14 protein-coding genes are annotated in these 16,165 nt (G+C 41.4%); 12 read left to right on the top strand and 2 right to left on the bottom strand.

The genetic code is table 11. The annotated features are described in order from the left end of the window. Window positions 1-108: 108 nt before the first annotated feature. The 8 genes from M1F56_RS08060 (at window position 109) to M1F56_RS08025 (ending at window position 7,640) form a co-directional block, all read left to right on the top strand. The gene (locus M1F56_RS08060; protein ID WP_000151551.1) at window positions 109-780 is read left to right on the top strand and encodes a GTP pyrophosphokinase; all 672 of its coding nucleotides are present in this window, start codon (window positions 109-111) and stop codon (window positions 778-780) included. Next, entirely contained in the window at window positions 764-1,582 is an 819-nt protein-coding gene (locus M1F56_RS08055; RefSeq protein WP_007522021.1) for an NAD kinase, read from the top strand. Before M1F56_RS08060 ends, M1F56_RS08055 begins: the two co-directional genes overlap by 17 nt. Continuing rightward, the gene (locus M1F56_RS08050; protein ID WP_007522019.1) at window positions 1,579-2,469 is read left to right on the top strand and encodes an RluA family pseudouridine synthase; all 891 of its coding nucleotides are present in this window, start codon (window positions 1,579-1,581) and stop codon (window positions 2,467-2,469) included. The genes M1F56_RS08055 and M1F56_RS08050 overlap by 4 nt, the downstream gene beginning before the upstream one ends. 17 nt (window positions 2,470-2,486) lie before the next feature. After that, on the top strand, window positions 2,487-3,461 hold the full coding sequence (pta, locus tag M1F56_RS08045; protein WP_247917383.1) for a phosphate acetyltransferase: 975 nt from the start codon (window positions 2,487-2,489) through the stop codon (window positions 3,459-3,461). 83 nt (window positions 3,462-3,544) lie between these two features. Continuing rightward, window positions 3,545-4,723 (top strand): A/G-specific adenine glycosylase, encoded by a 1,179-nt coding sequence (gene mutY, locus M1F56_RS08040; RefSeq protein WP_247917382.1) that lies wholly within the window; start codon window positions 3,545-3,547, stop codon window positions 4,721-4,723. 56 nt (window positions 4,724-4,779) lie between these two features. Continuing rightward, entirely contained in the window at window positions 4,780-5,487 is a 708-nt protein-coding gene (yycF, locus tag M1F56_RS08035; protein ID WP_007522014.1) for a response regulator YycF, read from the top strand. Continuing rightward, a complete protein-coding gene (gene vicK, locus M1F56_RS08030; protein WP_007522012.1) occupies window positions 5,480-6,829 on the top strand; it encodes a cell wall metabolism sensor histidine kinase VicK in 1,350 nt (449 codons plus the stop codon). The genes yycF and vicK overlap by 8 nt, the downstream gene beginning before the upstream one ends. Window position 6,830: 1 nt before the next feature. After that, entirely contained in the window at window positions 6,831-7,640 is an 810-nt protein-coding gene (locus M1F56_RS08025; protein WP_001290609.1) for an MBL fold metallo-hydrolase, read from the top strand. Window positions 7,641-7,673: 33 nt separating this feature from the next. Here the strand turns inward: M1F56_RS08025 and M1F56_RS08020 are convergent, their stop codons facing one another. Together M1F56_RS08020 and M1F56_RS08015 are read right to left on the bottom strand one after the other, a co-directional pair. Continuing rightward, on the bottom strand, window positions 7,674-8,021 hold the full coding sequence (locus M1F56_RS08020) for a PedC/BrcD family bacteriocin maturation disulfide isomerase (RefSeq protein ID WP_061588199.1): 348 nt from the start codon (window positions 8,019-8,021) through the stop codon (window positions 7,674-7,676). A gap of 110 nt (window positions 8,022-8,131) precedes the next feature. After that, window positions 8,132-9,850: a phospho-sugar mutase gene (locus tag M1F56_RS08015; RefSeq protein ID WP_007522008.1), complete on the bottom strand. Its 1,719-nt coding sequence runs from the start codon at window positions 9,848-9,850 to the stop codon at window positions 8,132-8,134. Window positions 9,851-10,078: 228 nt separating this feature from the next. Between M1F56_RS08015 and M1F56_RS08010 the strand changes: the two genes are divergently transcribed. The 4 genes from M1F56_RS08010 (at window position 10,079) to ligA (ending at window position 16,155) form a co-directional block, all read left to right on the top strand. After that, window positions 10,079-11,980, top strand: coding sequence for an ABC-F family ATP-binding cassette domain-containing protein (locus tag M1F56_RS08010; protein ID WP_247917381.1), 1,902 nt, complete (start codon window positions 10,079-10,081; stop codon window positions 11,978-11,980). Window positions 11,981-11,983: 3 nt separating this feature from the next. After that, window positions 11,984-12,847 carry a MutR family transcriptional regulator gene (locus M1F56_RS08005; protein WP_247917380.1) on the top strand — a complete coding sequence of 288 codons (864 nt, stop codon included), beginning with the start codon at window positions 11,984-11,986 and terminating at the stop codon, window positions 12,845-12,847. A gap of 80 nt (window positions 12,848-12,927) precedes the next feature. After that, a complete protein-coding gene (locus M1F56_RS08000; RefSeq protein ID WP_247917379.1) occupies window positions 12,928-14,106 on the top strand; it encodes an MFS transporter in 1,179 nt (392 codons plus the stop codon). A 90-nt stretch (window positions 14,107-14,196) separates the two neighbouring features. Next, window positions 14,197-16,155, top strand: coding sequence for an NAD-dependent DNA ligase LigA (gene ligA, locus M1F56_RS07995; RefSeq protein WP_247917378.1), 1,959 nt, complete (start codon window positions 14,197-14,199; stop codon window positions 16,153-16,155). Window positions 16,156-16,165: the final 10 nt, after the last annotated feature.

Raw genomic sequence — 16,165 nt, 5'->3', positions numbered from 1 at the left:
CTTTGAAAGCGATTTATGGTATAATGGACAATGTATTTATTGTATACGAATGTACTGAAAAAATCAAAGATTTTCGACAGAGCAATCAAACATTACAAGGGAGAAAGTATGACCATAGAATGGGAAGAATTTTTAGATCCTTACATTCAGGCTGTTGGTGAATTGAAGATAAAACTTCGAGGAATTCGCAAACAGTATCGTAAGCAAAACAAGCATTCTCCGATTGAGTTTGTAACGGGTCGTGTCAAACCGATTGAAAGTATCAAAGAAAAGATGGCTCGTCGAGGAATTACTTATGCAAATCTAGAACATGATCTGCAAGATATTGCTGGTTTACGTGTCATGGTTCAGTTTGTTGATGACGTTAAAGAAGTAGTTGAGATTCTACGTAAACGCCAAGATATGAGAATCGTTCAGGAACGAGACTATATCACTCATCGTAAGGCTTCAGGTTATCGTTCTTATCACGTGGTTGTCGAGTACACGGTTGATACGATCAACGGAGCTAAGACGATTTTGGCGGAAATTCAAATACGTACTTTAGCCATGAATTTCTGGGCTACGATTGAGCACTCGCTCAATTATAAATACCAGGGCGATTTCCCAGAAGAAATCAGGAAAAGGCTGGAAATCACAGCCAAAATTGCTTATCAACTGGATGAAGAAATGGGTAAGATTCGAGATGACATCCAGGAAGCGCAGGCTCTCTTTGATCCATTGAGCAGAAAATTAAATGACGGTGTAGGAAATAGTGACGATACAGATGAAGAATACAGGTAAACGAGTTGACCTCATAGCAAATAGAAAGCCGCAGAGTCAGAAGGTTTTGCATGAACTGAGGGAAAAACTAAAGAAACAACATTTTATACTGAACGATACCAATCCCGACATCGTCATTTCGATTGGTGGAGATGGGATGCTTTTGTCTGCTTTCCACAAGTATGAGAATCAGTTAGACAAGGTTCGATTTGTAGGTGTTCATACAGGGCATTTGGGATTTTACACAGATTATCGTGATTTTGAGTTGGATCAGTTGGTGACCAATCTCCTACTAGATACTGGTGCCAAAGTTTCCTATCCTGTTTTGAATGTCAAGGTAACGCTTGAAAATGGAGAAGTGAAAACATTTCGCGCCTTAAATGAAGCTAGTATCCGTCGATCAGATCGCACCATGGTAGCAGATATCATCATTAACCATGTTCCGTTCGAGAGATTTCGTGGAGATGGAGTGACTGTTTCAACGCCGACGGGAAGTACTGCCTACAACAAGTCCTTGGGTGGAGCTGTCTTGCATCCGACCATTGAAGCTTTACAGTTGACGGAGATAGCGAGTCTTAACAACCGAGTCTATCGCACTTTGGGATCATCAATCATTATTCCAAAAAAAGATAAGATTGAACTCTTGCCGACACGCAATGATTACCACACGATATCAGTAGATAACAGTGTCTATTCATTCCGTAATATCGAACGGATTGAGTATCAAATCGACCATCACAAGATTCACTTCGTAGCGACACCAAGCCACACTAGTTTCTGGAATCGTGTCAAAGATGCCTTCATCGGCGAGGTGGATGAATGAGGTTCGAATTTACCGCAGATGAGCATGTCAAAGTCAAAACTTTTCTCAAGAAACACGAGGTTTCCAAGGGACTTTTGGCTAAGATTAAGTTTCGAGGTGGGGCTATTCTGGTCAATGACCAACCTCAAAATGCGACTTATCTCTTAGATATTGGAGACAGTGTTACCATTGACATTCCAGCAGAGGAAGGCTTTGAAACCCTTGAAGCAATCGACCGTTCACTGGATATCTTGTATGAGGATGACCACTTTTTGGTTTTGAATAAACCTTATGGAGTAGCCTCCATTCCTAGTGTCAATCATTCCAACACCATTGCCAATTTTATCAAAGGCTACTATGTTAAGCAGGAATATGAAAACCAGCAGGTTCATATCGTGACGAGACTTGATCGTGATACATCTGGTCTGATGCTCTTTGCCAAGCACGGCTACGCTCATGCACGTTTAGATAAGCAGTTGCAACGAAAGTCTATCGAAAAACGTTACTTTGCTTTAGTTAAAGGAGCTGGTGTCTTGGAGCCAGAAGGGGAGATTATCGCCCCGATTGCTCGTGATGTGGACTCCATTATCACTAGACGGGTTGCCAAAGGTGGGAAATACGCTCATACGTCTTACAAAGTTGTAGCGTCTTATGGAAATATTCACCTAGTCGATATTCGCCTGCATACTGGACGAACTCATCAGATACGAGTGCATTTTTCCCATATTGGCTTTCCCTTACTTGGAGATGACCTCTATGGTGGAAGTTTAGAGCATGGCATAGAGCGTCAAGCGCTACATTGCCATTTCTTATCTTTTTATCATCCTTTTCTTGAAGAACAGTTGGAAATATCATCTCCACTGCCAGATGATTTTAAGAATTTAATAACTAAGTTATCAATTAATTAATATTAAAGGAGAAACTCATGGAAGTTTTTGAAAGTCTAAAAACCAACCTAGTTGGTAAAAATGTACGCATCGTTCTCCCTGAAGGGAAAGAACCTCGTATCCTCCAAGCTACAAAACGTTTGGTTAAAGAAACAGATGTTATCCCAGTATTGCTTGGTAACCCTGAAAAAATCAAAATCTACCTTGAAATCGAAGGAATCACTGAAGGTTACGAAGTTATCGACCCTGACCACTACGCTAAGTTTGACGAAATGGTTGCTGCGCTCGTTGAACGTCGTAACGGTAAGATATCAGAAGAAGAAGCTGTTAGACTCTTGCGTGAAGACGTTAACTACTTTGGTGTAATGCTAGTATATATGGGCTTGGTTGACGGTATGGTTTCAGGTGCACTTCACTCAACTGCTGCAACAGTTCGTCCAGCCCTTCAAATCATTAAAACTCGTCCTAATGTTACTCGTACTTCAGGTGCCTTCTTGATGACTCGTGGTTCAGAACGTTATCTTTTCGGAGACTGTGCGATCAACATTAATCCTGATGCAGATGCCTTAGCTGAAATTGCTATTAACTCAGCAATCACTGCGAAAATGTTTGGTATCGAACCCAAAATTGCTATGTTGAGCTATTCTACTAAAGGTTCTGGTTTTGGTGAGAACGTTGATAAGGTAGTAGCAGCTACACAACGTGCGCACGAACTACGTCCAGACCTTGAAATCGATGGGGAATTGCAATTTGACGCTGCCTTCCACCCTGAAACAGCAGCTTTGAAAGCTCCAGGAAGTAACGTTGCTGGTCAAGCAACTGTCTTTATCTTTCCAAGTATCGAAGCAGGAAATATCGGTTACAAGATTGCAGAACGTCTTGGTGGTTTCTCGGCTGTAGGTCCTGTTCTGCAAGGTTTGAACAAGCCAGTAAACGACCTTTCTCGTGGATGTAATGCCGATGATGTGTACAAGTTGACCCTTATCACTGCTGCCCAAGCAGTTCATCAATAAGAAATAGACCTCTTTCCCTATGGGAAGAGGCTTTTTAGTACTGAGAAAAGGACAGTTAGAAGCTTCTATGTTATACTAGATATATGTTAGATTTGAAAGAACATGGTGTTGACATGTGGCCAGAGGAGAAGATCATTTCATTTCGTGAAAAACTCCTCAAGTGGTATGATGAAAACAAGCGAGATTTACCTTGGCGGAGAAGTAAAAATCCTTATCACATCTGGGTATCTGAAATCATGCTGCAGCAGACCAGAGTGGATACAGTTATTCCATACTACGAACGATTCTTGGACTGGTTCCCAACTGTTGAAAGTCTGGCGAATGCCCCTGAAGAGCGTCTACTGAAGGCTTGGGAAGGATTGGGCTATTATTCTCGAGTACGCAATATGCAGGCTGCAGCCCAGCAGATTATGGCTGACTTTGGGGGTCAATTTCCAAACACCTATGAAGGAATTTTTAGTTTGAAAGGGATTGGACCATACACTGCGGGAGCTATTTCTAGTATCGCTTTTAACTTGCCTGAGCCAGCGGTTGATGGCAATGTTATGCGGGTTTTGGCGCGCTTGTTTGAGATTAATCATGATATCGGAGTTCCCAGCAATCGCAAAATTTTTCAGGCAATGATGGAAATCTTGATTGACCCGAAACGGCCAGGAGACTTTAACCAAGCTCTGATGGATTTAGGTTCTAACATAGAGGCGCCAGTTAATCCTAGACCAGAAGAAAGCCCTGTTAAGGACTTTAGTGCGGCGTATCAGAATGGTACTATGGATGTATATCCGATTAAAGAACCCAAGAAAAAGCCCCTCCCAATCTATCTCAAGGCTTTGGTTGTACGCAATGACCATGGTCAATATCTACTTGAGAAAAACGAAAGCGAGAAACTACTAGCCGGTTTTTGGCATTTCCCCCTGATCGAAGTTGATGATTTCTCAAGTGATGACGATCAGCTAGATCTCTTTTCACAAGTCAAAGAGGAAAGCAGAGCATTTGGACCAAGCCCTCAAGAAAACTTTGAGCAGGATTATGATTTAGAAGTGAATTGGTCCCATCAAGTATTTGACCAGGTCAAGCATGTATTTAGTCATCGGAAATGGCATATTCAAATCCTAGCTGGTCAAGTGTCGGAAACAAAACAGTTTTCTGACAGAGAAGTTCGTTGGGTTTTCCCTCAGGAATTTTCTGATTATCCACTTGCTAAACCTCAACAAAAGATTTGGCAGGCTTATAAAACAGCTCTTGAAGATGAAGGCTTACAGTAGCCATTTGTGCCTTCTTTGTATTTTTTTGTTATAATAGATAGAGAAAAGGTGATGAAATGAAAAAAATATTAATTGTAGATGATGAGAAACCGATCTCGGATATTATTAAGTTTAATATGACCAAGGAAGGTTACGAAGTTGTAACCGCATCTAATGGTCGTGAAGCAATTGAGCTATTTGAAGCAGAGCAACCAGATATTATTATTCTAGACTTGATGCTTCCGGAAATTGATGGTTTAGAAGTTGCTAAAGCTATTCGTAAGACCAGTAGTGTGCCAATTATTATGCTCTCGGCTAAGGATAGCGAGTTTGACAAGGTTATCGGTTTGGAGTTAGGTGCAGATGATTATGTTACAAAGCCCTTCTCGAACCGTGAGTTACAAGCCCGTGTCAAGGCTCTGCTTCGTCGTACAGATCTTGCTTCAGTAGATAGCCAAGAGTCTGATGAGAAGAGGACGCAGCCCTTACAAATTGGTGATTTGGAAATCGTTCCAGATGCTTATGTGGCTAAGAAATATGGTGAGGAATTAGATTTGACCCACCGTGAGTTTGAACTCTTGTATCACTTGGCATCTCATATTGGACAAGTGATTACGCGTGAACACTTGCTTGAGACCGTTTGGGGTTATGACTATTTTGGTGATGTTCGTACAGTGGACGTGACTATCCGACGTTTGCGTGAAAAAATTGAAGACACACCAAGCCGTCCAGAGTATATCCTCACACGTCGTGGTGTTGGCTACTATATGAAAAATAATGATTGAAGATATTAGACAAACTATTCTGACCAGTGATTTTATCTTTATCCTGATTTTACTTGGCTTTATACTAGTGGTGACCTTGCTCTTGCTGGAAAACCGTCGGGATAACATCCGGTTAAAAGAGATAAATCAGAAGGTTAAGGACTTAATTGCAGGTGACTATTCTCAAGTTTTGGACTTGCAAGGTAGCACAGAAATCACCAACATCACCAATAACTTGAATGATTTGTCAGAAGTCATTCGTTTGACCCAAGAAAATCTGGAACAAGAGAGTAAAAGGCTGCATAGCATTCTTTCCTATATGACAGATGGTGTTCTTGCGACCAATCGCCGTGGTCAGATTATCATGATTAACGACATGGCCAAGAAACAATTAGGTGTGCAGAAAGAAGAGGTTCTTAACAAAAGTATCCTCGAATTACTTAAGATAGAAGATGAATATGAGCTTCGTGACCTGATTACACAGATACCTGAGTTGACGATTGATTCTCAGGATGCTAATGGTGAATATTTGAGCCTTCGTGTACGTTTTGCCCTTGTCCGCCGTGAGTCAGGTTTCATCTCTGGTTTGGTTGCCGTTTTACATGATACGACCGAGCAAGAGAAGGAAGAGCGTGAGCGAAGACTCTTTGTTTCAAACGTCAGTCATGAGTTGCGTACTCCTTTGACCAGTGTTAAATCTTATCTCGAAGCCTTGGATGAGGGAGCTCTGTATGATCCTGTCGCCCCTGATTTTATTAAGGTTTCACTCGATGAAACCAACCGTATGATGCGTATGGTGACAGATCTCTTGCATCTATCTCGTATTGACAATGCGACTACTAAACTGGATATAGAGTTGATTAACTTTACAGCCTTTATCACCTTCATCCTCAACCGTTTTGATAAGATGAGAAATCAGGATGAAGAGAAAAAATATGAGCTAGTGAGAGATTATCCAATAACTTCAGTTTGGATTGAGATTGATACGGATAAGATGACCCAGGTGATTGATAATATTCTTAACAATGCCATCAAGTATTCACCAGATGGTGGGAAGATTACGGTTAGCATGAAAACCACGGATGACCAGATGATTTTATCAATTTCTGACCAGGGTCTTGGGATTCCAAAACAAGATTTGCCTAGGATTTTTGATCGCTTTTACCGTGTGGATCGCGCAAGAAGTCGTGCTCAAGGTGGGACTGGTTTGGGTCTGGCTATCGCGAAAGAAATCATCAAACAACACAATGGTTTTATTTGGGCAAAAAGCGAATACGGTAAGGGCTCAACCTTTACCATAGTGCTCCCTTATGATAAGGATGCCGTAAAAGAAGAAATATGGGAGGACGAAATAGAAGACTAGAATGAGTGAAAAAGGCTTTAAATACAGTATTTTAGCATCAGGTTCCAGTGGAAATTCCTTTTATCTGGAAACTCCAAAAAAGAAAATCTTAGTGGATGCAGGCTTGTCTGGTAAGAAAATCACCAGTCTTTTGAGCGAAATCAATCGTAAGCCAGAAGATTTGGATGCTATTTTGATTACGCATGAACATTCAGATCATATTCATGGAGTTGGTGTATTGGCTCGCAAATATGGTATGGACCTTTACGCCAATGAAAAAACCTGGCAGGCTATGGAAAATAGCAAGTACCTCGGTAAAGTGGATTCATCACAGAAGCATATTTTTGAAATGGGTAAAACCAAAACCTTTGGCGATATTGATATTGAGAGTTTTGGGGTTAGCCATGATGCGGCAGCACCCCAGTTTTACCGCTTTATGAAAGACGACAAGAGCTTTGTCATGCTGACCGATACAGGTTACGTCAGTGACCGTATGGCAGGAATTGTCGAAAATGCAGACGGTTATCTCATCGAGTCCAACCACGACGTAGAAATCTTGAGAGCAGGATCTTACGCTTGGCGTCTCAAACAGAGAATTCTATCGGATCTCGGTCACCTCTCTAACGAGGATGGTGCTGAGGCCATGATTCGTGCAATGGGAAATCGAACCAAGAAAATCTACCTCGGGCATTTGTCCAAAGAGAACAATATCAAGGAGCTGGCTCATATGACCATGGTTAACCAGCTAGCACAGGCTGATTTGGGAGTAGGAGTAGACTTTAAAGTTTACGACACTTCCCCAGATACTGCAACACCATTGACAGATATATAAAAAAGAAGGCGAGTGCCTTCTTTTTTATATTTTTTACAATCCTGCAAATTCTTTGATTTCTTCTGCTGACATGGAAGAGTCGCAACGAACATTGATTTGGCCATCAGCAACATGAACGAATCCCGGAACAGTTGGGATTCCATAACGTGAGCGGAATTCTTGCAATTCATTGAGTTGGCTTGGTTCTTCACTGTTGATGAAGTAGATGTGGGCTTTGGTTTCAGATACGACACCTGCCAATGTACCAGCAAATTTACGGCAGTAAGGGCAAGTTTCACGACCGATGAAGAAGGTTGCAGTTTCTTTCTTATCAAGTGCTTTTTGAGCACGGGCAACAGTTGTGACTTCAAGATCTTTAATATTTTCTAAAAATTGTTCCATGAGTTTACCTCGCTTTCATTGATATGTCTAGTATGCCACAAAGTTCCTAAAATTGCTTAGATTTGATACGAAAAAAAGATGAGACTAGTTTATCTCATCTTTATAGAGTGTTATTTCACAAACGCATTGATTTCCGCTTCGATGTTAGCAATCTTAGCTTGTGAATCTTCGTTGCTTTCACCAACAACTGCGATGTAGAACTTGATTTTTGGTTCTGTACCTGAAGGGCGAACTGCAATCCATGAACCGTCAGCAAGTGTATATTTCAACACATCACTTGGAGGAGTAGTCAAAGTTGTCACAGTACCATCAGCAGCAGTAGCAGTTTGAGCTTTGAAGTCTTCTACAACAGTGATAGCTGTAGCGTTCCATTCTTTCGGAGCATTGTTACGGAATTTAGCCATGATTGCTTTGATTTGTTCTGCACCATCGACACCAGAAAGGGTAACAGAGATGGTCTTTTCAGCGTAGTAGCCGTATTCTTTGTAGATTTCTTCGATACCATCAGCAAGTGTCAAACCACGTGAACGGTAGTAGGCAGCAAGTTCAGCAACGACAAGAACGGCTTGGATGGCGTCTTTATCACGCACGAATGGTTTAATCAAGTAACCGAAGCTTTCTTCAAATCCCATCATGTAAGTGTGATTGTGTTTTTCTTCAAATTCTTGGATTTTCTCTGCGATAAATTTGAAGCCAGTCAAAACGTTGAACATGGTTGCGCCGTAGCTTTCAGCGATCTTCGTTACCAAGTCTGTTGATACGATGGATTTGCAGAGAGCAGCATTTTCAGGAAGAGTTCCAGCACTCTTATGAGCTTCCAAGATGTATTTAGCCATGATAGCACCGATTTGGTTACCTGAAAGGTTGAGGTAGCTCCCATCTTTTTGAAGCACTTCAACACCAACACGGTCAGCGTCTGGGTCAGTCGCCACAAGAACATCAGCACCAACTTGACGGCCGAGTTCTTCAGCAAGTGCAAAGGCTGCTTGGTTTTCTGGGTTTGGAGATTTAACAGTTGAGAAGTCTGGGTCTGGAGTTGCTTGTGCTTCAACGACTTGAACTGAGTCAAATCCAGCTTGTGCAAGAGCACGACGGGCCAACATTTCACCAGTACCATGAAGTGGTGTGTAGACAATCTTCATGTCTTTACCAAACTCTTCAATCAAGGTTGGGTTGATGTTTACGTCTTTGACTTCTTTGAGGTATTCTGCATCAACAGCTTCGCCGATAACTTCAATCAAGCCAGAAGCTTTTTCAGCTTCGACATCAGCAACTTCGACAGCGAATGGATTTTCGATAGCACGAATATAAGTAGTCAAAGCGTCTGCATCGTGTGGAGGCATTTGTCCACCGTCTTCACCGTAAACCTTGTAACCGTTAAATGGAGCAGGGTTATGGCTGGCAGTAATCATGATACCTGCAAAACAGTTGAGGTGACGAACTGCAAATGAGAGTTCTGGAGTTGGACGAAGGCTTTCAAATACGTAAGATTTGATACCGTGTTTAGCAAGAACTGCAGCAGATTCAAAGGCAAACTCAGGTGAGAAGTGGCGGCTATCGTAGGCAATTGCAACACCGCGTTCTTTTTCGTTTCCACCTTTTGACTCAATCAAACGAGCCAATCCTTCAGTTGCTTGACGAACAACATAGATGTTGATGCGGTTTGTACCTGCACCGATCAAGCCGCGCATACCTGCAGTACCAAATTCAAGATTGGTGTAGAAAGCATCTTCTTTTGTTTTTTCGTCCATGTTTTCTAAATCTTGACGAAGATAGTCGGGAAGGCCGGCAAAATCGACCCATTTTTGATAATTTTCTTGGTAAGTCATAGAGTGTCTCCTTTGTTTATTTACTTTAATCGCTTTCATTATATCACTATTTGACATTTTAGTAAAACGTTAGCATAACTTAAAATGTAGGAAATTTACTTTTATTTCATTGTAGAAGAACAGCCCAATACGCTTTCTAATGAAAAAGAAGATGAATAGTTCGGGTTTATAACTCGAACTTTTTCTATCGTAATTGTGCAAAAGAGAAAAAGATAGTAAAATAGATGTATGATTATTTTACAAGCTAATAAAATTGAACGATCTTTTGCTGGAGAGGTTCTCTTTGAACATATCAACCTGCAAGTAGATGAACGAGACCGAATTGCTCTTGTTGGGAAAAATGGGGCAGGTAAGTCCACTCTTTTGAAGATTTTGGTTGGAGAAGAGGAGCCAACCAGTGGAGAAATCAATAAGAAAAAAGATGTTTCTCTGTCTTACCTGGCCCAAGATAGCCGTTTTGAGTCTGAAAATACCATCTATGATGAAATGCTTCACGTCTTTGATGACTTGCGTCGGACTGAGAAGCAACTTCGTCAGATGGAACTGGAGATGGGTGAAAAGTCTGGTGAAGATCTGGATAAACTGATGGCGGATTATGATCGTTTATCAGAGAATTTCCGTCAGGCTGGTGGCTTCACCTACGAAGCTGATATCCGTGCTATCTTAAATGGATTCAAGTTTGACGAGTCTATGTGGCAGATGAAAGTTGACGAGCTTTCTGGTGGTCAAAATACTCGTCTAGCACTTGCCAAAATGCTCCTTGAAAAGCCCAATCTCTTGGTCTTGGATGAGCCGACCAATCACTTGGATATTGAAACCATTGCCTGGCTAGAGAATTACTTGGTGAACTATAGCGGTGCGCTCATTATTGTCAGCCACGACCGTTACTTCTTGGATAAGGTTGCGACGATTACGCTAGATTTGACCAAGCATTCTTTGGATCGCTATGTGGGAAATTATTCTCGTTTTGTTGAGTTAAAGGAGCAAAAGCTAGCAACTGAAGCAAAAAACTATGAAAAGCAGCAGAAGGAAATTGCAGCACTAGAGGATTTTGTTAATCGAAATCTAGTCCGAGCTTCAACGACCAAACGTGCCCAATCTCGCCGGAAACAATTGGAAAAAATGGAGCGTTTGGACAAGCCAGAAGCTGGTAAGAAATCAGCCAACATGACCTTCCAGTCTGAAAAAACGTCGGGAAATGTCGTTTTGACAGTTGAAAATGCAGCCATTGGTTATGATGGGGAAATACTTTCAGAGCCAATCAATCTAGACCTTCGTAAGATGAACGCTGTTGCGATTGTCGGACCAAATGGTATTGGCAAATCAACCTTTATCAAGTCTATAGTAGACCAGATTCCTTTTATCAAGGGAGAAAAGCGATTTGGTGCTAATGTTGAGGTTGGCTACTATGATCAGACTCAAAGCAAGTTGACACCAAGTAATACTGTTCTGGATGAACTCTGGAATGATTTTAAACTAACTCCAGAAGTTGAGATCCGCAACCGCCTTGGTGCCTTCCTTTTCTCAGGAGATGATGTTAAAAAGTCAGTCGGGATGCTGTCAGGTGGCGAGAAAGCTCGTTTGCTTCTTGCAAAACTTTCAATGGAAAACAATAACTTCCTGATTCTTGACGAACCGACCAACCACTTGGACATTGATAGTAAGGAAGTATTGGAAAATGCCTTGATTGATTTTGATGGGACTTTGCTCTTTGTCAGCCACGACCGTTACTTTATCAATCGTGTAGCCACTCATGTACTGGAATTGTCTGAGAGTGGTTCAACCCTCTACATTGGAGATTATGACTACTATGTTGAAAAGAAAGCAGAAGTAGAAATGACTCAGACAGAAGAAGCTTCAACTAGTAATCAAGCAAAAGAAACAAGTCCAGTTAATGACTACCAAGCTCAGAAAGAAAGTCAGAAAGAAGCCCGTAAGCTCATGCGACAAATCGAAAGTTTAGAGGCTGAAATTGAAGAGTTAGAAACTCAAAGTCAAGCCATTTCTGAAAAAATGCTGGAAACCAATGATGCTGAAAAGCTCATGGAATTTCAGACTGAACTGGACAAAATTAGCCATCGTCAGGAAGAAGCCATGCTTGAGTGGGAAGAATTATCGGAGCAGGTGTAATAAATGGAACATCTTGGAAAGGTATTTCGTGAATTTCGAACAAGTGGAAAGTATTCCTTAAAAGAGGCGGCAGGTGAATCGTGTTCAATCTCTCAGTTATCTCGCTTCGAGCTTGGGGAGTCTGATTTAGCAGTTTCTCGGTTCTTTGAGATTTTGGACAATATTCATGTGACCATTGAAAATTTCATGGACAAGGCTAGGGATTTTCAAAATCATGAACACGTTGCCTTGATGGCGCAGATTATTCCGCTTTACTACTCAAATGATATTGCAGGTTTTCAACAGCTTCAAAAAGAACAACTACAGAAAGCGAAGAGTTCGACCAATCCCTTCTATTTTGAGCTGAATTGGATTCTGCTACAAGGCCTTATTTGTCAAAGAGATGCTCATTACTCGATGAGTCAGAGTGATTTGGAAAAGGTAGCAGATTATCTTTTTCAAACAGAAGAATGGACTATGTATGAGTTGATTCTTTTCGGTAATCTCTATACTTTCTACAATGTGGACTATGTAGCTCGGATTGGCAGAGAAGTCATGGAGCGGGAAGAGTACTACAAGGAAATTGGTCGGCATCGTAAACTCGTTTTGATTTTAGCTCTTAACTGTTACCAGCATTGTTTGGAGAACCGTTCCTTTGCGGATGCGGACTATTTTGAGGACTATGTGGAGAAGTTGATTGGAAATGGTATCAAGCTTTATGAGCGCAATATCTTTCATTATCTCAAAGGTTTTGCTCTCTACCAGAGAGACCTGAAAGAAGAGGGTTGTTGTCAGATGCAGGAGGCTATGCATATTTTTGATGTGCTTGGACTTCCAGAGCAAGTGGCTTACTATCAGGAACATTATGAAAAATTTGTAAATGCTTAAATTTCCCAAATAAGGGAAATATGAAGGAACTCCTTTCAGTTTTGATACAATAGTTTCAAAATTTGAGAGGAGCTTTTTATATGAATCGACATGCAATCCAGTTGATTAGTCGTGGTGCGATTAATAAGATAGAAAATATGCTCTATGATTATGGAAACAGTGTTTGGCTGGCATCAATGGGAACGATAGGACAGACTGTTCTTGGAATTTATCAGATTTCTGAACTCGTCACATCGATTCTGGTCAATCCCTTTGGCGGAGTGATTTCAGACCGCTTTTCGCGTCGCAAAATTTTGATGACGACGGACTTGGTTTGCGGCCTTCTCTGTTTGGCTATTTCTTTTATCAGAAATGATAATTTGATGATTGCTGCATTGATTTTTGCCAATATTGTTCAGGCGGTTGCCTTTGCATTTTCTCGTACAGCCAATAAAGCCTTTATAACTGAGGTTGTAGAGAAAGGCGAGATTGTGACCTACAATGCTCGCTTAGAGCTCGTTTTGCAGGTTGTAGGCGTTAGCTCCCCTGTACTGTCTTTCATCGTTTTACAATTCGCCAGTCTCCATATGACGCTCGTTTTAGATGCCATTAGTTTTTTCATTGCATTTACCTTAGTAGCTTTACTTCCCAAAAAAGAGACTCAGGAACAAGTGAAAAGGACTTTCTGCTGGAAAAATATTTTTTCTGATATGAAAGAAGGACTTGGCTATATCTGGCACCAGCAAGAGATCTTTTTTCTTTTGTTAGTAGCTTCCAGTGTTAATTTCTTTTTTGCAGCTTTTGAATTTCTCCTCCCCTTTTCAAATCGTCTTTATGGGGTAGAAGGAGCTTATGCAACTATTTTAACTATGGGCGCTATTGGTTCGATTATCGGAGCTCTTCTAGCTAGTAAAATAAAGGCAAGTGTTTATAATCTTTTGATTCTATTGGCTTTGACTGGAGTTGGAGTTTTTATGATGGGATTACCACTACCAACTTTTCTTTCCTTTTCTGGAAATTTAGTTTGTGAACTGTTTATGACGATTTTTAATATTCACTTTTTTACTCAGGTGCAAACCAAGGTTGAGGGAGAATACTTGGGCAGAGTCCTAAGCACAATTTTTACATTAGCCATCCTATTTATGCCGATTGCAAAAGGCCTTATGACGGTGCTACCAAGTGTACATCTCTCTTCTTTTCTGATCATTGGAAGCGGGGTTATTGTCCTGTCTTGTTTCTCCCTCATTTACGTGCGAAGTCATTTTAAAAAAGAGTTATAATTTCTTTTTTTTTAGAAAATATTTCACTACGAATCATTTTTCCGTCCTTCTCTATTGTGAGGAGGGCTTGCTTTGTGGTAAAATGGGATTATGAATGAAAGAATGAATGAGTTAGTTGCCTTACTTAACCGCTATGCGACCGAGTACTATACGAGTGACAATCCCTCGATTTCAGATAGCGAGTATGATCGCCTCTACCGAGAGTTAGTCGAGTTGGAAGCTGCCTATCCAGATCAAGTTTTAGCGGACAGTCCGACCCATCGTGTTGGTGGTAAGGTTTTAGATGGTTTTGAAAAATACAGTCATCAGTATCCTCTTTATAGTTTGCAGGATGCTTTTTCACGTGAAGAGTTAGAAGCTTTTGATGCGCGTGTTCGAAAGGAATTACCCCAACCGACCTATATTTGCGAGCTGAAAATCGATGGTTTGTCTATCTCGCTAACTTATGAAAAGGGAATTTTGGTAGTCGGTGCAACACGTGGAGATGGTTCAGTTGGTGAGAATATCACTGAAAATCTCAAGCGCGTCAAGGACATTCCTTTGACCTTACCAGAAGAACTTGATATCACTGTTCGTGGAGAGTGTTACATGCCACGCGCTTCGTTTGATCAGGTCAACCAAGACCGCCAAGAAAATGGAGAGCCTGAATTCGCTAATCCTCGTAACGCAGCTGCAGGAACCCTCCGTCAGTTGGATACAGCAGTAGTGGCCAAGCGTAATCTTGCCACTTTCCTCTATCAAGAAGCCAGCCCTTCTACTCGTGATAGCCAAGAAAAGGTCTTGAAGCATCTTGAACAGCTTGGCTTTGTAGTTAATCCTAAACGAATTTTGGCTAAAAGCATAGATGAGATATGGGATTTTATCCAAGAAGTAGGACAAGAACGGGAGAAACTGCCTTACGATATCGATGGGGTGGTAATCAAGGTCAATGACCTAGCAGGTCAAGAAGAACTCGGTTTTACCGTTAAAGCACCCAAGTGGGCAGTCGCCTATAAATTTCCCGCTGAAGAAAAAGAAGCTCAACTCCTTTCAGTTGACTGGACAGTAGGTCGTACGGGTGTTGTGACCCCGACTGCCAATCTAACACCTGTTCAGCTTGCTGGGACAACTGTTAGCCGTGCAACACTGCACAATGTAGATTATATTGCTGAAAAGGATATCCGCAAAGATGATACGGTTATCGTTTATAAGGCTGGAGACATCATTCCTGCTGTTTTGCGTGTGGTAGAGTCTAAGCGTGTTTCTGAAGAAAAACTAAATATTCCGACTAATTGTCCAAGTTGTGACAGTCACTTGCTTCATTTTGAAGATGAAGTGGCTCTTCGTTGTATCAATCCACGATGCCCTGCCCAAATCATGGAAGGTTTGATTCACTTTGCCTCTCGAGATGCCATGAATATTACAGGACTTGGTCCATCTATCGTTGAAAAGCTTTTTGCTGCCAATTTAGTCAAGGATGTGGCAGATATTTACCGTTTGAAAGAAGATGATTTCCTCCTTTTAGAGGGCGTCAAGGAAAAGTCTGCTTCTAAACTGTATCAGGCTATTCAAGCATCCAAGGAAAACTCTGCTGAAAAGCTCTTGTTTGGTCTGGGAATTCGCCATGTCGGAAGCAAGGCTAGCCAACTCTTGCTCCAACATTTCCACTCTATTGAAAATCTAGCCCAAGCTGATCCAGAGGAAGTAGCAAGTATCGAGAGCTTGGGTAATGTAATTGCACAAAGCCTTCAGACTTATTTTGCTACAGAAGGGTCGAAGATTCTCTTAGACGAGTTGAAAGAAGCTGGAGTTAATTTGGACTACAAAGGACAGACACTAGTAGCGGATGCGGCCTTGTCAGGTTTGACCGTTGTGCTAACGGGGAAATTGGAACGCCTCACTCGCTCTGAAGCCAAAAGTAAACTCGAAAGTCTTGGTGCCAAAGTCACAGGCAGTGTTTCTAAGAAAACGAATCTTGTCGTAGCAGGAGCAGATGCAGGAAGCAAGCTCCAAAAAGCGCAAGAACTTGGTATCGAGATTCGCGATGAGGCCTGGCTAGAAAGTTCGTAAAGAATAGTTG

Source organism: Streptococcus oralis (assembly GCF_023109005.1).
Lineage (GTDB): Bacteria > Bacillota > Bacilli > Lactobacillales > Streptococcaceae > Streptococcus > Streptococcus oralis_BU.
Note: the sequence above shows the minus strand (reverse complement) of the source record. Positions and strands in the feature narration are given on the sequence as shown.